The 19,595-nt window shown below is 70.6% G+C and carries 13 protein-coding genes; 5 read left to right on the top strand and 8 right to left on the bottom strand.

Going from position 1 to position 19,595, the window contains the following annotated elements; translation table 11 throughout:
- Window positions 1-37: 37 nt before the first annotated feature.
- Both IE168_RS02590 and IE168_RS02585 read left to right on the top strand, forming a co-directional pair.
- Complete coding sequence (locus IE168_RS02590) at window positions 38-841, top strand: 3-hydroxybutyrate dehydrogenase (protein WP_133001105.1); 804 nt, start codon at window positions 38-40, stop codon at window positions 839-841.
- A 17-nt stretch (window positions 842-858) separates the two neighbouring features.
- On the top strand, window positions 859-1,530 hold the full coding sequence (locus tag IE168_RS02585; RefSeq protein WP_189494933.1) for a response regulator: 672 nt from the start codon (window positions 859-861) through the stop codon (window positions 1,528-1,530).
- 49 nt (window positions 1,531-1,579) lie between these two features.
- On the opposite strand, the gene IE168_RS02580 is transcribed toward IE168_RS02585, so the two are convergent.
- The 3 genes from IE168_RS02580 to IE168_RS02570 form a co-directional block, all read right to left on the bottom strand.
- Window positions 1,580-2,065 carry an NUDIX hydrolase gene (locus tag IE168_RS02580; protein WP_189494931.1) on the bottom strand — a complete coding sequence of 162 codons (486 nt, stop codon included), beginning with the start codon at window positions 2,063-2,065 and terminating at the stop codon, window positions 1,580-1,582.
- Window positions 2,066-2,117: 52 nt separating this feature from the next.
- The gene (locus IE168_RS02575; protein ID WP_189494928.1) at window positions 2,118-5,462 is read right to left on the bottom strand and encodes a PAS-domain containing protein; all 3,345 of its coding nucleotides are present in this window, start codon (window positions 5,460-5,462) and stop codon (window positions 2,118-2,120) included.
- A 114-nt stretch (window positions 5,463-5,576) separates the two neighbouring features.
- Entirely contained in the window at window positions 5,577-7,859 is a 2,283-nt protein-coding gene (locus tag IE168_RS02570) for a TonB-dependent receptor (protein ID WP_189494926.1), read from the bottom strand.
- Window positions 7,860-8,028: 169 nt separating this feature from the next.
- Here IE168_RS02570 and IE168_RS02565 point away from each other — a divergent pair, with 169 nt between their 5' ends.
- From IE168_RS02565 to IE168_RS02555, 3 genes are all read left to right on the top strand, one after another.
- Window positions 8,029-9,432, top strand: coding sequence for a GntP family permease (locus IE168_RS02565; RefSeq protein WP_189494924.1), 1,404 nt, complete (start codon window positions 8,029-8,031; stop codon window positions 9,430-9,432).
- A gap of 147 nt (window positions 9,433-9,579) precedes the next feature.
- Window positions 9,580-11,298, top strand: coding sequence for a DUF1800 domain-containing protein (locus tag IE168_RS02560; protein WP_189494922.1), 1,719 nt, complete (start codon window positions 9,580-9,582; stop codon window positions 11,296-11,298).
- 10 nt (window positions 11,299-11,308) lie between these two features.
- A complete protein-coding gene (locus IE168_RS02555; protein ID WP_189495285.1) occupies window positions 11,309-12,688 on the top strand; it encodes a DUF1501 domain-containing protein in 1,380 nt (459 codons plus the stop codon).
- A gap of 115 nt (window positions 12,689-12,803) precedes the next feature.
- Here the strand turns inward: IE168_RS02555 and pnp are convergent, their stop codons facing one another.
- The 5 genes from pnp to infB all read right to left on the bottom strand — a co-directional run bounded on the left by pnp (window position 12,804) and on the right by infB (window position 19,507).
- On the bottom strand, window positions 12,804-14,912 hold the full coding sequence (gene pnp, locus IE168_RS02550; RefSeq protein WP_189494920.1) for a polyribonucleotide nucleotidyltransferase: 2,109 nt from the start codon (window positions 14,910-14,912) through the stop codon (window positions 12,804-12,806).
- 124 nt (window positions 14,913-15,036) lie between these two features.
- On the bottom strand, window positions 15,037-15,297 hold the full coding sequence (rpsO, locus tag IE168_RS02545) for a 30S ribosomal protein S15 (protein ID WP_189494918.1): 261 nt from the start codon (window positions 15,295-15,297) through the stop codon (window positions 15,037-15,039).
- 181 nt (window positions 15,298-15,478) lie between these two features.
- On the bottom strand, window positions 15,479-16,471 hold the full coding sequence (gene truB, locus IE168_RS02540) for a tRNA pseudouridine(55) synthase TruB (RefSeq protein ID WP_229823028.1): 993 nt from the start codon (window positions 16,469-16,471) through the stop codon (window positions 15,479-15,481).
- A gap of 85 nt (window positions 16,472-16,556) precedes the next feature.
- The gene (gene rbfA / locus IE168_RS02535; RefSeq protein ID WP_189494916.1) at window positions 16,557-16,919 is read right to left on the bottom strand and encodes a 30S ribosome-binding factor RbfA; all 363 of its coding nucleotides are present in this window, start codon (window positions 16,917-16,919) and stop codon (window positions 16,557-16,559) included.
- Window positions 16,919-19,507 (bottom strand): translation initiation factor IF-2, encoded by a 2,589-nt coding sequence (gene infB / locus IE168_RS02530; RefSeq protein WP_189494914.1) that lies wholly within the window; start codon window positions 19,505-19,507, stop codon window positions 16,919-16,921. The genes rbfA and infB overlap by 1 nt, the downstream gene beginning before the upstream one ends.
- Window positions 19,508-19,595 lie beyond the last annotated feature (88 nt).

The following is a 19,595-nucleotide window of genomic DNA, read 5'->3' as shown; positions in this document are numbered from 1 at the left end:
TTACCGTGGCGGCCCCCACCGCTGCCCACGGGCCGCCATGACCGACACCTTCCTTTCCGGCCGCACCGCGCTGGTGACCGGCAGCACCTCCGGCATCGGCCTGGCCATCGCCTGCTCGCTGGCCGAAGCCGGCGCTCGCATCGCGGTGAACGGCCTCGGCGACCAGGCGCAGGTCGATGCCGCCCTCGACGCGGTGCGCAAGGCCGGCAGCGAGGACGCCCGCCACTTCAACGCCGACCTGCGCGACCCCGACGCCATCGCCGCGATGATGGCCGGGATCGACGCCTGGTCCCCCATCGATGTGCTGGTCAACAACGCCGGCATCCAGCACACCGCGTCGCTGGCGGAAATGCCCGTGGGCAAGTGGAACGACATCATCGCCATCAACCTCAGCGCCGCCTTCCACACCATGCGCGCGGCGCTGCCGGGCATGGCCGCGCGCGGCTACGGCCGCGTGGTCAACATCGCCTCGGTGCACGGCCTGGTGGCTTCGAAGGAGAAGGCGCCCTACGTGGCCGCCAAGCACGGCATCGTCGGCCTGTCGAAGGTGGCGGCGCTGGAGTACGCCGCCGCAGGCAGCCGCGACAGCGGCGGCGTGACCGTGAACTGCATCTGCCCGGGCTGGGTGGAGACGCCGCTGATCGAGCCGCAGATCGAGGCCCGCCGCAACGGCGGCAGCCGCGACGACGGCGTGCGCGCGCTGGTGGCCGAGAAGCAGCCGAGCCTGCGCATGACGCTCCCCGCCGAGATCGGCGCGCTGGCCGCCTGGCTGTGCCGCCGCGAGGCGCACAACGTCACCGGCGCCTCGTTCCCGGTCGACGGCGGCTGGACCACGCAGTAAGCGACCCCGCGCGCGCCATGGCCACCCTGCTCATCGCCGACGACCACCCGCTGTTCCGCGCCGCCCTGCGCGGTGCCGCGGTGGAGGCCGAGGCCGGCACCGCCGTGATCGAGGCCGGCACGCTGGACGACACCCTGGCCGCGCTGGAGTCGCGCGCGGACATCGACCTGGTGCTGCTGGACCTGCACATGCCCGGCAACCACGGCCTGGCCGGCCTGGCCGCGATCCGCGCGCAGTTCCCGGCGGTGGCGGTGGTGCTGGTGTCGGCCAACGAGGACCCGCAGGTGGTGCGCCGCGCGCTCGACCACGGCGCCGCCGGCTACATCCCCAAGAGCGCCGGGCTGGACGAGATGCGCGACGCCATCCGCAGCGTGCTCGCCTGCGAGGAATGGCTGCCGCCGGCGCTGCGCGGCGCGGTGGCGCGCGCCGAATCCGCACCCGGCGACGCCGACCTCGCCGCGCGGCTGGCGAGCCTGACGCCGCAGCAGTTCCGCGTGCTGGCGCTGGTCGCCGAGGGCCTGCTCAACAAGCAGATCGCCGACCGCCTGGACGTGCAGGAGCGCACGGTGAAGGCGCATCTGTCGGCGATCTTCGAGAAGCTCGGGGTGCGCAACCGCACGCAGGCGGGCGTGGTCCTGCGAGGACTCGAACTCAGTGATCCGGCGCGGCAGGTCGAAGCCAGCACCTGAGTCCGCGACGCATGGCTGACGGCGCGCACCTGTGCCGCCGGCCGCTCTTTCAGCGCGAGTACGACCAGGACTGCATGCGCCCGTCGCGGTACGGCATCACGCCATGGAAGGGCCGCGGATCCCCGTCGAACACCAGCGGCACGAAGTGGCGGTCGCCCTCCCACAGCGGCAGCTCGAGGATGCGCTCGACATCGACCCACTCCAGCGTGCCCTCCGGATTCGACGCTGGCGGCGTGCCGCTGAATTCCGTGACCAGGAAGACGAAGGCGAACCAGTCCTCGCCCTGCTTGCCGAAGCCCGGCCAGCTGATGGTGCCGCGCAGTTCGATGCGCGTGCACTCGATCGCGGCCTCCTCGCGCAGCTCGCGGCGCAGGCCGGCCAGCGCATCCTCGGCGGCCTCGAGCTTGCCGCCCAGGCCGTTGTACTTGCCCAGGTGCTGGTCGCCGGGGCGCGCGTTGCGGTGGATCATCAGCGCGCGCCTGCCGTCGGGCGAGAGCACGTAGCCGAGGGTCGCGAGGATCGGGGTGTAGGGCATCGGTACTGCGGCAGGCGGAAAGCCGCTCATTGTAGGCGGCCGGGCCCGTGGATCAGTCCGCGGCCCCGCGCGTGATCCGCATCCGCCCCAGCATCGACTTCAGCGCCAGCGGCCGGACGGGCTTCTGCAGCAGGCCCAGGCCGTGCTCGGCCACCTCGCGACGCACCGTATCGGTGGCGTCGGCGCTGAGCACCAGCGCCGGCACCGCGCCGTGCCGCGCCGACAGCCGCCGCCACGCCTCGATGCCGGTGTCGCCGTCGTCGAGGTGGTAGTCGAGCAGCCACAGATCGGCCGGACGCGCCGCCTGCGCGGCCAGTGCGGCCTCGGCGTCGGCGGCCTCGTCCACGCTGCAGCCCCAGCCGCGCAGCAGCTGCGCGAGCGCACCCAGCGCCAGCGGGTCGTTGTCGAGCACGAGCACGTGGGCACCTGCCAGCCCGGCGCGAGCGGCGGGTGCCGCGGACGCCTGCGCCGGCGCGCGCACGGCCGGCAGCGCGATCGAGAACACGGTGCCCACGCCGGGGCGGCTGCGCAGCGCCACGCGTGAGCCCAGCAGGCGCGCGATGCGCTCGGCGATCGCCAGCCCCAGGCCCAGGCCCTGCCCGCCCACGCCTTCGCCGCGGCGGAACTCTTCGAAGATCAGCGCCTGCTGCGCGGGCTCGATGCCCGGCCCGGTGTCGTGCACTTCGATCCGCAGCGCCCCGCCGGCGCGACGCAGGCCCAGCAGCACGCGGCCATCGGGCGTGTAGCGCACCGCATTGGCGAGGAAGTTCTGCAGCACGCGGCGCAGCAGCTGCGGGTCGCTGTGGGTCCAGGCGGTGCTTGCGACGTGGTCGAAGCGCAGGCCGCGGTCGCCGGCCAGTGCGCGGAACTCGGAGGCCAGCGGCTCCAGCACCTCGGTCAGCGGAAAATCGCGCGGCTGCGGCACCAGGCCGCCCGCTTCCAGCCGCGCCATGTCGAACAGGCCGGTCAGCAGGTCGGTGGTCGAGTCCAGCGCGCCGCGGATCTGACCCAGCTGGGCGCGCTGCCTACCCGCCACCTGCTCTCCCAGCGCATCGGTGAACAGCTGCGCGGCGTGCAGCGGCTGCAGCAGGTCATGGCCGACCGCGGTCAGGAAGCGGCTCTTGGCCTCGTTGGCCCGCTCCGCCTCGCGCCGCGCCTGGTCGAGGCTTGCGGTGCGCTCCTCGACCCGCTGCTCGAGCGTCTCGTTGCTGCGCTTGAGCTCGGCCTCGGCGCGACGGAAGTCGGTGACGTCGGTGAAGGTGGCGACGAAGCCACCGCCGGGCATCGGGTTTCCCCGGATCTCGACGATGCCACCGTCGGGAAACACGCGCTCGCTGACGTAGGGCGTGCCGGCGCGCATGTGTCGCAGTCGTTTCTCCGCCTCGGCATCGACGCGTCCGTCCACGCCCGCCACCAGCCCACGGCCCAGGTTGTACGCCACCAGCTCCGCCACTGGCACGCCGATGCGCAGCAGCCCCTGCGGATAGCCGAACAGCTCCGCGTAACGGCGGTTCCAGGCCACCAGGCGCAGCTCGCGATCGACCACGCTGATGCCCTGGCTCATGTTCTCCAGCGCCGCCTCCAGCACGCGCTGGTTGAAGCGCAGGTCCTGCGAGGCCTCGCCGACGATCTCGGCCACGGTGTCGAGGTCGGGCCCGGCCTCGCGGCGCGCGGCGTCCAGCAGCAGGCGCGCCGAGGCGCTGCCCAGCACCGCGGCCAGTTCGCGTTCGAAGCGGGCCTCGATCGATGACGGCACCGGGCCGCTGGAAGGCGCGCCGCGCAGCAGGTCATCCACCGCACGCGCCGGCAGGAAGCGGCGGCCGGCATGGCGCAGGGTGCGCAGGTCGGAGCCGCGGGCCACGTCGCGGTCCGGCGCCGACAGCCAGGCCGACAGCGACAGCGTGACCGCGGCACCCGCGAACAGGCTCACGCCCACCGCGCGTCCCAGGCGGCTCCAGCCGGTCAGCCCGAAGATGCTCTCCGGCGCCAGCCAGGCAACTCCCCACGGCCCGCCGTACAGCCAGGCGCCGTCGCCGCCGCCCAGCTCGACCAGCATCGGCGAGAGCATCACCCAGGCCCAAGCGAGGAACGCCGCGACCACGCCCCAGGCCGCCGCCGTCGCCGGCGTGCGCGTGCGCCACACCGCGCAGAACAGCGCCGGGGCCAGCGTCGCCAGGGCCGAGAACGAGACCGCGCCGATGTCGGCCAGCGCCTCGCTGCCGCCGATCACGCGGCTGTAGGCCCAGGCCATCAGCATCACCGCGAGGATGCCGCCGCGGCGCAACGCCAGCAGCGCGCCGCGATGGTCGCCGCCGTCGCGGCCCGCGGCCCAGGCACCGCGCAGCAGGCCGGGCGCGAACCAGTGGTTGCCGATCATCAGGCTCAACGCCAGGGTACTGACCACCACCATGCCGGTGGCCGCGCTAAGGCCGCCGAGGAAGGCGAACAGCGCCAGCCCGTGGTGGCCCAGCGCCGCCGGCAGCGCCAGCGCGTACATGTCCGCCGGCACGCTGTCGCCCAGGAGCGCGGTGCCGGCGCGCGCCAGCGGCAGGGTCGGCAGCGCGATCAGCACCAGGTACAGCGGGAACTGCCAGCGCGCGGTGCGCACGTCGCGCTCGTCGCGGCATTCGACCACGCCGACGTGGAACTGGTGCGGCAGGATGAACATCGCCAGCGCGCCCAGCAGCACCAGCGGGATGAAGCCACCCACCGGCTCCGGCGGGCGCGGCGGCGCCACGACGTCGAACTCGCCCAGGCCGAACCAGACCAGCGCACCCAGGGCCAGCATCGCCAGCAGCTTGAACACCGATTCGAAGGCCATCGCCATGACCAGACCGCGGTTGTGCTCGGCGGCGCTGGCACGGCGAGTGCCGAAGGCCATCGCGAACACCGCCATCGCCAGCGCCACGTACAGCGCGCCGTCGCGCCACGGCGCCACCGTGTCCGCCACGCCCGCGCTGGAGGTCAGGGTGGCGAAGCTCATCGTCACCGCCTTCAGCTGCAGCGCGATGTAGGGAACCATGCCCAGCAGCGCCACCAGGGTGACCACCGCCGCCAGCCACGGGTCCTTGCCCAGGCGGGTGGCGATCAGGTCGGCGATCGAGGTGGCGTTGCTCTCCCGCGCCAGCCGCACCAGGCGCACCATGAAGGCGAAGGCCACGATGTAGAAGACGATCGCGCCGAGGAAGGTCGGCGGCAGCGGCCAGCCGTAGCGCGCGGCCTGGGTGACGGTGCCGTAGAAGGTCCACGAGGTGCAGTGCACCGCCAGCGACAGCGCGTAGACGTGGCGCCAGTGGCGTGACAGCGCGCCGGGGTGGCGCTCGGCGTACACGGCCACCCCGAACAGGAGCACCAGCCACAGCGCCGCCGCCGTGACCACGATGCCTACGCTCAGCATGGTGACCTGGTCGTCCGCGCCATCATGCCCGTTCCCCCTGGAATTTCCTGCGCGAGCATAAACGCAGCGGGCCGCGGCTGGACCCGCGGCCCGTTGGGCAGCCTGCGCCTTCGATCAGAAATCGAAGTTGCGGCGGACCGTCAGGTACCAGTTGCGCGGCGGCGCGTAGTAGGCGGTCTGGATATTGGCCACCGACGAGAACTCCTGGCCTTCGACCTTGTACACCTCGTCGGTCAGGTTGCGCACGCCGGCGCGGATCTGCCAAGCGTACTGCGGCGAATCCCACGCCGCGAATGCGCCCGCCGTGGTGTAGGCCTCCTGCATCAGGCCCGGACGGTTGTCGACCGACAGCCAGGTGTCGCCGCGGTAGGACACATCGCCACCGATGGTCAGCGCACCGTTGCCGCCCAGCTGGAAGCTGTGCTGCAGGGCAATGCGCGCGGTCCACTCCGGCGAGAACGGCACGTGCTGGTGCAGGGTCGGGTCGTAGGCCGGGTTGGTCGGATCGGTGGTGCGCAGGTCTTCGAAGGACTTGTAGCTGGCGTCCATCCAGCTGGCCTGGCCGCTGAGCAGGGTGGCCTCGCCCAGTCGGGCGCTGCCCTCGAACTCGAAGCCGTTGATCTCCATTTCCGCGGCGTTGAGCACCGGGAACGAGAAACTCGGCGTCGGCGACTCCGGGTTCAGCACTTCGGAAACGCGGGCCTGGAAGTCCTCGTAGCTGCTGTGGAAGCCGGCGAAGTTCGCGGTCAGGCGGCCATCGCCGGAACGCATTTTCACGCCGGCCTCGTAGGTCCAGACGAACTCGGGATCGAACACGGCCGAGGTGGTTTCGAGCGCGGAGTTCGCGCGGCCGTTGAAACCGCCGGACTTGAAGCCGCGGTTGGCGGACACGTAGCCCATCACGTTGTCGCTGAAGGCCTTCTGCAGGCTCAGCGAAGGCGTCCAGGCGTCCCAGCTCTGCTTTCCGCTGAAGGCCACCGTCTCGTTGAGCGCCGCCATCACCGGCGCCCAGAAGGTACTGGTGGTGCGCCAGTAGTCCTTCTCATCGCGCGAGTAGCGCAGGCCCGCGGCCAGCGTCCAGGTCGGCGCGAACTCCCAGTTGACGTGGGCGAAGGCGGCAACGCTGGTGGTCTCGAGGTCGTCGTCGATGGTCCGCAGGAAATCGATCGGCGCGCCCGCCAGTCCGAAAAAGTCGCTGGCGTAAGCCTCCTGGTAGGACGGCAGCGTCTCGTTCATGTAGTACGCGCCGAAGATCGCCTGCAGGTTGCCGCCGTTGTCGTACTGCAGCTGCAGCTCCTGGCTGAACTGCTCCTGGTCGACTTCAACCAGCACGTCGCCCAGCTCCCATTCCGAGGCATCGATGTCGATGAAGGAACTGGTGTCGAGCTTGCGCCACGCGGTGATGCTCTTGACCGCCCACTGCTCGCCGAGGTCCCACTGCAGGTTCGCGCTGACGCCCTTGTGCGTCATCTCCTGGCCCTGGTCGGGTCGGAACGAGGTCCGGGTCCTGAAGTCGTATTCGTCGCTGGACGGCTGGTGCAGGACCACCGGGCCGAAGACGAGGTCGGTGCGGATCAGCGGCGCGGTCGGCTGGCCCAGGGTCAGGGCGTTGTCCTGCCGGGTGTAGTCGGCCGACAGGGTCGCGGTGAAGGTGTCGGTCGGGCGCAGCGCGAGCTTGCCGCGGAAGGCCAGCGTGTCCTCGCCGTTGTACTCCTCGCCGGTGACCGGATCCTCGACGTAGCCATCGTTCTTCAGGTACGCGCCGGCGATGCTGAAGGCGGCCCGCTCGGACAGCTCCTCACCCACGTAGGCACGGAAGTCGGTACGGCCGAAGCTGCCGACACCGACTTCCACGGCGCCACCCTGGTCGTCGAACGGGTTCCTGGTGTTGACCTTGATCGCGCCGCCGGTGGAGTTCTTGCCGTACAGCGTGCCCTGCGGGCCGCGCAGCACTTCGACCTGCTGCACGTCGAACAGCGAGAAAAGCGCGCCGTTGATGCGCGAGTAGTAGACGTCGTCGACGTACATGCCGACACCGGGATCGAAGGTCTGCAGCGAATCCGGCTGGCCGATGCCGCGGATGAAGACGTTGACCGTGTTCGACGAACCGCGACCCTGCACGATGTTGAGGTTCGGCACCGCGCCCTGCAGACCGCTGATGTCGGTGGCCTGCAGGTCCTTCAGCTGCTCCTCGCCGAAAGCGCTGACCGCCACCGGCACGTCCTGGATGGACTCCACGCGGCGGCGGGCGGTGACGGTGATGCCGTCGATGTCGGTGGCGCTGGCGGCGGGAGCGGCATCGGCGGCACCGGCGTCCTGTGCATGCAGGCCGGGCGCGGCCAGGGCCATGACGATCGCCAGGCTGAGGGTGGTGGCGCGGAGGTGGGCAGGCTTCATGGTGTCCCCTGGAATGCTCGTGTGCTCGCGGCCGTTTGCCGCGTGCTGCCAAGACTAGGGAGGGCGTGCCCGCGGCGGCATCGTACCTTCGGACAATGGGCCGCGACTGCGCCCGGCGGGAACACTGTCAGCCGTGGAGTCGTGCGCCGCACGATCGCAAGGGTGTCCGATGTCGTTCCTGATCGTGCTGGCCGCGCTGGTGTTCCTGATGTACGTCGCCTACCGCGGCCACAGCGTGATCCTGTTCGCGCCGATCGCAGCGCTCGGCGCGGTGCTGCTGACCGACCCGTCGCTGGTCGCGCCGATGTTCACCGGCCTGTTCATGGACAAGATGGTCGGCTTCCTGAAGCTTTATTTCCCGGTGTTCCTGCTGGGCGCGGTGTTCGGCAAGCTGATCGAGCTCTCGGGGTTCTCGAAATCGATCGTCGCGGCCACCATCCGCGTGGTCGGCGCGCAGCGGGCGATGCTGTCGATCGTGATCGTCTGCGCGGTGCTGACCTACGGCGGCGTGTCGCTGTTCGTGGTGGTGTTCGCGGTGTATCCGTTCGCGGCCGAGCTGTTCCGCCAGGGCAACATCCCCAAGCGCCTGATCCCGGGCACGATCGCGCTGGGCGCCTTCACCTTCACCATGGATGCGCTGCCGGGCACGCCGCAGATCCAGAACATCATCCCGACCGCCTTCTTCGGCACCGACACCTGGGCGGCGCCGGTGCTCGGCACCCTGGGCGGTGTGTTCATCCTCATCCTCGGCCTGGCCTACCTCAACTGGCGCCGCCGCGTGGCCCAGGCCGCCGGCGAAGGCTACGGCGATCCCGCCACCCTGCTCAACGAGCCCGCCGCCTTCATCGGCGAGAAGCTCGCCCACCCGCTGATCGCGCTGCTGCCGCTGGTCATGGTGGGCGTCTCGAACCTGGTGCTGACGCGGCTGATCCCGGGCTGGTACGGCGACAGCCACAGCTTCATCCCGGCGGTGATCGGCAACCCCGCCCCGGTGGTGCAGGAGGTGGCGAAGATCGCCGCGATCTGGGCGGTGATGGGCGCGCTGCTGATCGGCATCCTGACCGTGCTCGCCTTCGCCTGGAGGACCGTGTTCGCGCACTTCGCCGAAAGCACGAAGTCGGCCATCGGCGGCGCCCTGCTGGCGTCGATGAACACCGCCTCCGAATACGGCTTCGGCGCCGTGATCGCCGCCCTGCCCGGCTTCCTGCTGGTCGCCGGTGCCCTGGGGTCGATCCCCAACCCGCTGATCAACGAGGCGGTCACGGTCACCGCACTGGCCGGCATCACCGGCTCCGCCTCCGGCGGCATGTCGATCGCGCTGGCGGCGATGGCCGACACCTTCATCGCCAACGCGAACGCGGCCGGAATCCCGATGGAGGTGCTGCACCGCGTGGCCTCGATGGCGTCGGGCGGCATGGACACCCTGCCCCACAACGGTGCGGTGATCACCCTGCTCGCGGTCACCGGCCTGACCCACCGCCAGGCCTACAAGGACATCTTCGCGATCACGGTCATCAAGACCCTGGCGGTGTTCGTGATCATCGGGCTGTTCTACGCCTTCGGCTGGGTCTGAGCGCGGCCGGAGGCCCCGGCCGCCCCACTGCCCGTCCGATCCCTGCCGACGGTCACAGCCACGGCGCTTCCCGTGCGCGATAGTCGCGACGGGACGACCATCGCGTCGGGGGAGACCATGCCAGTGACCATCGCGGCCAGGAGCCGCATGTCGATCGATGCCGTGCTGCGGGAGCGCTACGGCCACGACCCGCGGCGCACCGCGATGCGCCCCGCGCCGCCGCTCCCTCCACCCGGCACCGGGCCCGGCGACATCGACAACCGCCTGCGCCCGCCCGTCCGGCACCTGCCGCCCGCGCCGGCCTGGGTGCGCGCCTGGAGCCGGCTGGGCTACGGGATCTTCCCCGGCGCCCGCGAGGCCTTCAACGCGCTCGGCGGGAACGACACCGCACGCTACGAGGCCCTGGTCGAGCAGCAGCTGGCCTGGGAGTCGATCGACGATTCCGCCATGGACGCGCGCCTGTCCGGCGCCGGCTACACCACCCTGGGCAAGAGCCTCACCCAGCTCTGGGCCGACCACGTCGCCAGCGGCGCGCCCTGGGACGTGCGCATGATCCCCGCCTGGGAATCGCAGCGCGCCTCGGTGATGCGCGCCGCGTTCTCGAAGCGGCAGCTGCAGGAGCGGATGACCACGTTCTGGCACGACCATTTCCACGTCACCGGCAGCGACTACGACGCCGGCCCGGTGTTCGTGCATCACAGCCGCGACGTCATCCGCAGCCACGCACTGGGCAGCTTCCGCGCCATGCTGGAGGCGGTCGCGTCCAGCACGGCGATGCTGTACTACCTCGACAACCGCTCCAACACGCGCTCCGGCCCGAACGAGAACTTCGCCCGCGAACTGCTGGAGCTGCACACCTTCGGCGCGGAGAACTACCTGGGTTTCATGAATCCCGGGCAGGTACCGCCCTGCCCGGAAGATCCGTCCTACCCCATCGGCTACACCGACGTCGACGTCTACGAGACCGCGGCCGCGTTCACCGGCTGGACGCTGCGCAACGGCCACTGGCAATACCCGTCCGAGAACGACGGCAGCTTCGTCTACCGCGCGGCCTGGCACGACACCGGTCCGAAGTTCGTGCTCGGCATGTACCTGCCGCCCGAGCAGCCGGCGATGAAGGACGGGCGCGACGTGCTCGACCGCATCGCCAGCCACCCGCGCGTGGCGCGCTTCATCTGCCGCAAGCTGGTGCGCCACTTCGCCGGCGATGCCGCGCCGGCATCGCTGGTTGAGAGCGCGGCGACGCTGTTCCGCCAGCGCTGGCAGGACGCCGACCAGATCCGCGTGGTGCTGCGCCATATCCTGCGTTCGGCCGAGGTGCGCGAGGCGCGCCAGGGCAAGCGCCGGCGGCCGTCGGAAGTGATCGCCGCGGCGCTGCGGGCGGCCGGCAGCACGTACACGCTGCGCCCGGCGCACGCGCACGGCGACGGATTCATGTGGCGCCTGGCCGGCACCGGGCACGTGCCCTACGACTGGCCCGCGCCCAACGGCTATGCCGACGACGCCGATGCCTGGTCGGGCGCGAACAGCTTCGGCATGACCTGGCGGATGCTGTCCTGGCTCACCGAGACCAGCGACGACGACCAGCGCCTGCTGCCCGTCGTCGAGGACAGCCGCGCGGGCGTCGCCAGCTGGACCGCGGCCAACCTGGTCGACTTCTGGTGCCTGCGCCTGCTGGGCCGGCCGCCGGCGCCGGCGCGGCTGCAGATGCTGCGCGCCTTCATGGCCCAGGGCGCGTCCTCGTCCTACGTCATCGCCGACAGCAATGCCTGGAGCGGCAGCGACCTCCGGGCGCACTACAACCACGACCGCCTGCGCAGCATGGTCTCGCTGCTGCTGATGTCGCCCGAATTCGCCACTCGCTGAGGATTCCGCCATGGCCGACCACACGCTCTCGCGCCGCGCCTTCCTCAAGGGTTGCTGCGCCACCGCCGCCATCGCCGGCGTCGCCCCGTCGATGTTCTACGCGCCGCCGGCCGCCGCCGGCACGCCGCACGACACCCTGGTGCACGTGTTCCTGCGCGGCGGCATCGACGGCCTGAACCTGGTCGTGCCGATCGACGGCAACGACCGCGGCCACTACGAGGAGGCGCGCCCTTCGCTGGCGATCGCCGCCAGCGGCGCCTACGGCGCGCTGCCGCTGACCCTGCAGGGCGGCGGCGGCACCGGCTTCGGCCTGCATCCGTCGGCCGCCGGCCTGCATGCGCTGTGGCAGGAATCGCGGCTGGCCATCGTGCATGCCTGCGGCATGTCGACGACGCTCACCCGCAGCCATTTCGACGCCCAGCTCTATTGCGACCTCGGCACGCCCGGACGGGCCGGCGGCGGCAGCGGCTGGCTGGCGCGCGCCTGGGCCAGCGACCCTTCGGGCGCGACCGCCGGGCTGCCGCTGCTGGGCGTCAGCAACGGCCAGCCGGCCAGCCTGCTTGGCAACACCGATGCGCTGTCGATGGCCAGCCCCAACGAGTTCGCGCTCAACGCCGGCCCCTGGCAGTGGCGCGAGTCGGGCGGCGGGCGCCCGGCGAACCTGGTCGGCGTGAACGACGTGCTTGGCAGCTTCGTGTCCGGCCGCGCGGCGGTCGAACAGCAGGCCCGTGCCGGCGACGCCGCACTGCGCCGCATCCGCGAGCTGCCCTTCACCGCCACCCTGCCCGCCGGCTGGCCCACCAGCACCTTCGCGCGCCAGCTGTGGACGGTGGCGCAGGCGATCCGCTTCGGCACCAGCCTGCGCTACGCCACCCTCGACCTCGGTGGCTGGGACACGCACGACGGCCAGGGCACCGCCGGCAGCGGCTACCACTACTACCAGAACAGGATCGCCGAGCTGTCCGAGGCCCTGACCGCGTTCTACATCGAGATGGCCGCCGGCGGCGAATCCTCGCGGGTCACGGTGATGGTGCAGTCCGAGTTCGGGCGTCGCGTGCGCCAGAACGGCAGCGGCGGCACCGACCACGGCTATGGCAATCCGATGCTGGTGCTGGGCGACGCGGTCAACGGCCGGCGCTTCTACGGCACCTGGCCGGGCCTCGATCCCGAGGTGCTGGCGCCCTGGTTCGGCGACCTCCCGGTCACCACCGATTACCGCCAGGTGTTCTCCGAGCTGCTGATCCGGCGCATGGCCAACAACCGCCTGGGCCAGGTATTTCCGCAGTACGCGGGGTACGCGCCGCTGGGCATCGTCCAGGGGCAGGACATGCCGCCGGTCTACGGCATCCCACCCGGTCCACGCACGCGATTGCGGGTGCCTGCGGCCTGAGCCGCCGGCGGCGGTCGGTGGCTGCCACCTGGAACAAAAAAAGAGCGGGCCGAAGCCCGCTCTTCTTCATTCCGTCGCAGCGCGCACCAGGCGCGCTGCGACATGGGCGACCGGCTCAGGCGGCCGGCGTGCCCTCGCCTTCCTCGACGGCCTTCATCGACAGGCGGATGCGGCCCTGCTTGTCGACTTCCAGCACCTTGACCTTGACCACGTCGCCTTCCTTCAGCACGTCGCCGACCTTCTCGACGCGCTCGTTGGAGATCTGCGAAACGTGCACCAGGCCGTCCTTGCCGGGGGAGATCGTCACGAAGGCGCCGAAGTCCATCAGCTTGACGACCTTGCCCTCGTAGATGCGGCCCGGCTCGACGTCGGAGGTGATCTGCTCGATGCGGTCCTTGGCGGCCTTGCCGGCGGCGGCATCGACCGAGGCGATGGTGATCGTGCCATCGTCCTGGATGTCGATCTGGGTGCCGGTCTCCTTGGTGATCGCCTGGATGACCGAACCGCCCTTGCCGATCACTTCGCGGATCTTGTCGGGGTGGATCTTGATGGTGATCAGGCGCGGCGCGAAGTCGGACAGCTCCGAACGGGCCTGGGTCAGCGAGTTCGCCATTTCGCCCAGGATGTGCAGGCGGCCACGCTTGGCCTGCTCCAGCGCCACCTTCATGATGTCTTCGGTGATGCCCTGGATCTTGATGTCCATCTGCAGGGCGGTGATGCCCGCGTCGGTGCCGGCCACCTTGAAGTCCATGTCGCCGAGGTGGTCCTCGTCGCCCAGGATGTCGGACAGCACGACGTAGTCGTCGCCTTCCTTCACCAGGCCCATGGCGATGCCGGCCACCGGCGCCTTGATCGGCACGCCCGCGTCCATCAGCGCCAGCGACGAGCCGCAGACCGACGCCATCGACGAGGAACCGTTCGACTCGGTGATCTCGGACACGACGCGGATGGTGTACGGGAACTCCTCCATCGTCGGCATCACCGCGAGCACGCCGCGCTTGGCCAGGCGGCCGTGGCCGATCTCGCGACGCTTCGGGCCCATCATGCGGCCGGCTTCACCCACGGAGTACGGGGGGAAGTTGTAGTGGAACAGGAAGTGCTCCTTGTACTCGCCGGAGACGGCATCGATGATCTGGCCGTCGCGGGCGGTGCCCAGGGTGACGGCGACGATCGCCTGGGTCTCGCCGCGGGTGAACAGCGAGGAGCCGTGCACGCGCGGCAGCACGCCGACCTTGGAGCTGATCGGGCGCACGGTGTCCAGCGCGCGGCCGTCGATGCGCACCTTGGTCTTCAGGACCGAATTGCGCATGGTCTGGTATTCCTGCTCGCCGAACTCCTTGGACAGCTCGTTCGCCGACCAGGCGTTGGCTTCGGCCTCCGGCGCGAGCGCCTCGAGGATGGCCTTCTTGACCTTGGAGATGGTGTCGCGGCGCTCGAGCTTGTCGCGCACCTGGAAGGCGCCGGCCAGCTGCTCGCCGATGGCGGTGCGCAGCGCGCTGACCAGGCCCTCGTTCGCGGCCGGGGCGGCCCATTCCCACTTCGGCTTGCCGGCTTCGGCGACCAGTTCGTTGATCGTCGAGATGGCGACCTGCATGGCCTTGTGGCCGAACATCACCGCACCCAGCATCACCTCTTCCGACAGCACGTTGGCCTCGGACTCCACCATCAGCACGGCGTTCGCGGTACCGGCGACCACGAGCTCGAGGTCGGACTCCTTCAGCTCCGACACGGTCGGGTTGAGCAGGTACTGGCCGTCCTTGTAGCCGACCTTGGCGGCGCCGATCGGGCCGTCGAAGGGCGCGCCCGACAGCGACAGCGCGGCCGATGCGCCGATCAGGGCGAGGATGTCGCCGTCGACCTCGGGGTTCATCGACATCACCGTGGCGATGATCTGCACTTCGTTGCGGAAGCCGTCGGGGAACAGCGGGCGGATCGGACGGTCGATCAGGCGCGAGGTCAGCGTCTCCTTCTCGGTCGCGCGGCCTTCGCGCTTGAAGAAGCCGCCGGGAATGCGGCCGCCGGCGTAGAACTTCTCCTGGTAGTCGACGGTCAGCGGGAAGAAGTCCTGCCCTTCACGGGCGGTCTTCGCCGCGACTGCGGTGACCAGCAGCACGGTGCCGTCGCAGGAGACCATGACCGCGCCTCCCGCCTGGCGCGCGATCTCGCCGGTCTCGAGGGTGACGGTGCGATCGCCGTACTGGAAGCTCTTGGTAACTTTTGCCACGTTGTGAATTCCTTGGTGCGTCTTGCGATGAACCGGTGCGGGCCCTTGCCCTGGCCGGGTGGCGCGCCTGCGGCGAGCCGGAAAAAGAACCGCGGCGCATTTCTGCGCCGCGGCGGGGTCTGGATCAGCGACGCAGGCCGAGCTTCTCGATCAGCGCCTTGTAGCGGCCGACGTCCTTGCGGTGCAGGTAGTCGAGCAGGCTGCGGCGCTGGTTGACCATCTTCAGCAGGCCGCGGCGGCTGTGGTGGTCCTGCTTGTGGACCTTGAAGTGCTCGGTCAGGTGCACGATGCGGGCGGTGAGCAGCGCCACCTGGACTTCCGTGGAGCCGGTGTCGTTTTCGCCGCGCTTGTTGTCTTCGATGATCTTGCCGGTGTCGATGGCCATGTGCCTTTGCCTTTCTGGTGATGCGTGGACCGCAGGAACGCCATGCCGGCAGGCATGTGCGCACCACGAGAACCGCCGCGTTCTATGGATTGCCGGGCGCGCCGGGGATCGGGCGCCTGGGTGCTTGGAAACAAGCCTTCGAATTGTAACGCGAGGCCGGCTGGACGGACAAGGCGACGGCTCAGCGCGCCGGCCGTGTACCGGCGTCGCCGGGCTGGGCGCAGGCCCAGCTGAACAGGCGCCGGGGCCGCAGCCCGCCCGCTCCGTCACGCGTCCCGAGGCCGAGCGCACGGCCGTCCGGGCCGAAGATCGCGACCTCGCCCTGCATCCCGGCCACGTCGCCAGTGCCCTGGCCGTGGGACAGCCGGGCCGCGGCGGCGGCGTCCACCTCCACGCGCGGCCATGCATCCATGCCCGACTCCAGCGGCAGCAGGCAGGCTTCCAGGCTCGATTCGCCGCGCGCGGCCAGGGCCTCGAGCTCGGCGAAGGTCCACATCCGCGGGTTCCTGAAGGGATCGATCCACAGCCTGCGCAACTCGAGCACGTGCGCACCGCAGCCCAGCGCTTCGCCCAGGTCGCGGACCAGGCTGCGCACATAGGTGCCGGACCCGCACTCCACGCGCAGGCGGAGGATGTCGCCGGGCGCCACGCCCTCGGCGGCGTCGACCAGGTCGGCCGCCGACAGCAGGCTGAACTCGTGCACGTCGACCTCGCGCGGCTCGACCTCGACATCCTCGCCGCGGCGCGCCTTCGCGTACAGCGGTTCGCCGCCGCGCTTGAGCGCCGAATAGATCGGCGGGCGCTGCAGGATCCGGCCGGTCAGTCCCGCCAGCGCCGCATCGATCGTGGCGATGTCCAGCGGCGGCACCGGCCGCTCGCGCAGCAGCTGGCCTTCGGCATCGTCGGTATCGGTCACCTGCCCCAGCCGCGCCACCGCGTCGTAGGCCTTGCGCGCACCCAGCAGGCCGCCGGCGATCTTGGTCGCTTCGCCGAAGCACAGCGGCAGCAGGCCGGTGGCCAGCGGATCGAGGCTGCCGGTGTGGCCACCCTTCTCCGCGCGGAACAGGTGCCGCGCCCGCTGCAGCGCCTGGTTGGAGCTCGGCCCGCGCGGCTTGTCGAGCAGCAGGATGCCATCGAGCTTGCGGAACTTCGTGCGTGGACGACCCTTCGTCACCCCTGGCTCCCGAATCATGTAGGAGCAGCTATAGCTGCGAGTGATGCTGCAGGTCGCAGCCATGGCTGCTCCTACAGGGCAGGCGTCAATCCTCGGCGGAGGTATCCGGCAAATCGCGCAGCAGGTTGTCGATGCGCTCGCCGCGGTCCACGGAATCGTCGTAGTGGAAGTGCAGCTCGGGCACGTGGCGCAGGTTCACCGCGCGCGCAAGCCGGTAGCGCACTTCCGGCGCCGCGGCCTTGAGGCCCTTGATCGCTTCGGCGGCGCGCTCGGGCTGCAGCGCGGTGACGAAGACCTTGGCGTGCGCCATGTCGCGCGTCACCTCGACGTCGGACACGCTCACCGACGGCAGGCCGTGCTCGGCCACCGCCTCGCGCACCAGGGTGCCCAGCTCCCTGCGGAGCTGGGCGGCGACGCGGTCGGTGCGATGGAAGGACTTCTGCGCCATCAGAGCGTGCGCTGCACTTCGACGCGCTCGAAGCACTCGATCTTGTCGCCCGGCTTGATGTCGTTGTAGGCCTTCACGCCGATGCCGCACTCGGTGTTGGTGCGCACCTCGTCGACGTTCTCCTTGAAGCGGCGCAGCGACTCCAGCTCGCCCTCGAAGATCACGGTGTCGTCGCGCAGCACGCGGATCGGCTTGTTGCGCCTGACCACGCCCTCGATGACCATGCAGCCGGCCACGGCGCCGAACTTGGAGCTGCGGAACACCTCGCGGACCTCGGCGGTGCCGATGATCTCCTCGCGGATCTCCACGCCCAGGATGCCGGACGCCACCTGCTTCACCTGGTCGATCACGTCATAGATGATCGAGAAGTAGCGCAGGTCGAGGCCGCAGGTCTCCACGACCTTGCGGGCCGAGGCATCGGCGCGCACGTTGAAGCCGATGATGGTGGCCTTCGACGTCGCCGCGGCATTGGCGTCGGACTCGGTGATGCCGCCCACGCCGGAGCGGATGATGTTCACCCGGATCTCGTCGTTGGACAGCGCGGTCAGCGCCTGGCGCAGTGCTTCCACCGAACCCTGCACGTCGGCCTTGATCACCAGCGGCAGCTCGAGCTGCTGGCCGCCGCCCATCTGCGCCATGATGTCTTCCATGCGGTTGCCCGCGGCCTGCACCAGGCGCAGCTCGCGGCGCTTGGCCTCGCGCTGCTGGGCCACTTCCTTCGCCAGGCGCTCGTCGTCGACGACCACGAAGTCGTCGCCGGCGTCGGGCACGCCCGAGAGGCCGAGCACCTGCACCGGGATCGACGGACCCGCCGACTGCACCTGGCTGCCGGTCTCGTCGAACAGCGCGCGCACGCGGCCGTACTCCACGCCGCAGACCAGGAAGTCGCCCTTGTTGAGCTGGCCCTGCTGCACCAGCACCGTGGCCACCGGGCCGCGGCCCTTGTCGAGCGAGGATTCGATGACCGTGCCGCTGGCGCGGCCCTCGGCAACGGCCTTGAGCTCGAGCACTTCGGCCTGCAGGCTGATCGCGTCGAGCAGGTCGTCGACGCCCAGGCCGGTCTTGGCCGAGAGTTCGACCATCTGCGTGTCGCCGCCGAACTCCTCGGACACGACCTCGTGCGTGAGCAGCTCGTTCTTGACCCGCGACGGATCGGCCTCGGACTTGTCGATCTTGTTGATCGCGACGATCAGCGGCACCTTGGCCGAACGCGCGTGCTGGATCGCCTCGACCGTCTGCGGCATGACGCCGTCGTCGGCGGCCACCACCAGCACCACGATGTCGGTGATCTTCGCGCCGCGCGCGCGCATCGAAGTGAACGCGGCGTGGCCCGGGGTGTCGAGGAAGCTGATGACGCCCTTCGGGGTTTCGACGTGGTAGGCGCCGATGTGCTGGGTGATGCCGCCGGCCTCGCCGGTAGCGATGCGGGTGCGGCGGATGTAGTCGAGCAGCGAGGTCTTGCCGTGGTCGACGTGGCCCATGATGGTGACCACCGGCGGGCGCTGGCTCTGCTCGCCCTGCACGTCCTCGACGTGGGCCAGCAGCTCGCTCTCGGCGTCGTTGGCGGTTTCGCGCACGGCGGTGTGGCCGAGCTCCTCGGTCACCAGCACCGCGGTGTCATGGTCGATCGACTGGGTGATGGTGGCCATCACGCCCATCTTGAACAGCGCCTTGACCACGTCGCCGCCCTTGAGCGCGAGCTTCTGCGCCAGGTCGGCCACGGTGATCGCGTCGCCGATGGCGACTTCGCGCACCACCGGCGCGGTCGGCCGGGTGAAGCCGGTGCCGGTGCGGGCCTGGTCGGGCTGGCGGCCGCGCTGCTGCTGGCGGCCCCTGGAGCGCGATGCGCCGGCGCCGCGACGGGCGCGGTCGGCCGGGCTCAGGTGCAGCTGGCCGGCGAAGCGCGCGGCGCTGTCGTCGTCCTCGACGCCGGCAACCATCGCGTGCGAGCCGCGGCCGGGCTTGCCCTTGCCGGCGCCGCGGTCGTCGCGCGCCGGGGCGGCGGGCTTGCTGGGGTGGCCGTGGCCATGCGTCTTGCGCGGCGCCTCGTCCGGCACCACGGCCGACGCGGCGGCTTCCTGGCGCAGGCGCTCGGCCTCCTGCTCGGCGGCGAGGCGCTTGGCTTCCTCGGCCTCTTCCGCGCGGCGGCGGTCGGCCTCGGCCAGTCGCTGCTGCTCGTCGAGGTTGCGCTGGCGCGACTCCTCCAGCTTGCGCAGGATCTCGGCGCGCTCGTCGTCGACGCCACCGCCGGCTGCGGACGCTGCGCCCGGGGCGGCATCGGTCGGCTTGAGCGTGACCTTCTTGCGCACGACGACGTCGACGGTCGGCTTGTTGCGGCCGCCGCCCACGGTGAGCGTGCTCTTGCGCTGCAGGGTGATCTTCTGGGGCGCGACCGGATCGGCGGCGCCCTTCTCGGCACGGCCGTGGGTACGGCGCAGGAAGCCCAGGAGCTTCACCTTCTCGGTACTGGTCACGACCTGGTCGGGATCGCTGAACTTCATGCCCGCTTCGGACAGCTGTTCAAGCAGTTTCTCGACCGGCGTGTTCACCAGTGCGGCCAGCTTGCGGATGGTGGTTTGCTGCGACATTCGGATTCCGGTTCCTTGGGCGACGGCGCTTGCCGCGCTATGGATCGATCAGTTCATGGTGGTGTGCCGTTCTCGGGGGCCGCGACAG

The organism is Luteimonas padinae (assembly GCF_014652935.1).
Classification (GTDB): Bacteria; Pseudomonadota; Gammaproteobacteria; order Xanthomonadales; family Xanthomonadaceae; genus Luteimonas; species Luteimonas padinae.
The sequence above is the reverse complement of the archived record's forward strand: the minus strand, read 5'-3'. Positions and strand labels throughout refer to the sequence as shown.

Bases quoted from the DNA above. Each gene is read 5' to 3' on its own strand.
- IE168_RS02565 (WP_189494924.1), top strand. From the start codon at position 8,029: ATGTCGTTCCTGATCGTGCTGGCCGCGCTGGTGTTCCTGATGTACGTC.
- IE168_RS02585 (WP_189494933.1), top strand. From the start codon at position 859: ATGGCCACCCTGCTCATCGCCGACGACCACCCGCTGTTCCGCGCCGCC.
- IE168_RS02575 (WP_189494928.1), bottom strand. From the start codon at position 5,462: ATGCTGAGCGTAGGCATCGTGGTCACGGCGGCGGCGCTGTGGCTGGTG.
- rpsO (WP_189494918.1), bottom strand. From the start codon at position 15,297: ATGGCCATCGACACCGGCAAGATCATCGAAGACAACAAGCGCGGCGAA.
- IE168_RS02560 (WP_189494922.1), top strand. From the start codon at position 9,580: ATGTCGATCGATGCCGTGCTGCGGGAGCGCTACGGCCACGACCCGCGG.
- IE168_RS02590 (WP_133001105.1), top strand. From the start codon at position 38: ATGACCGACACCTTCCTTTCCGGCCGCACCGCGCTGGTGACCGGCAGC.
- IE168_RS02580 (WP_189494931.1), bottom strand. From the start codon at position 2,065: ATGCCCTACACCCCGATCCTCGCGACCCTCGGCTACGTGCTCTCGCCC.
- rbfA (WP_189494916.1), bottom strand. From the start codon at position 16,919: ATGGCGCAGAAGTCCTTCCATCGCACCGACCGCGTCGCCGCCCAGCTC.
- IE168_RS02555 (WP_189495285.1), top strand. From the start codon at position 11,309: ATGGCCGACCACACGCTCTCGCGCCGCGCCTTCCTCAAGGGTTGCTGC.
- infB (WP_189494914.1), bottom strand. From the start codon at position 19,507: ATGTCGCAGCAAACCACCATCCGCAAGCTGGCCGCACTGGTGAACACG.
- IE168_RS02570 (WP_189494926.1), bottom strand. From the start codon at position 7,859: ATGAAGCCTGCCCACCTCCGCGCCACCACCCTCAGCCTGGCGATCGTC.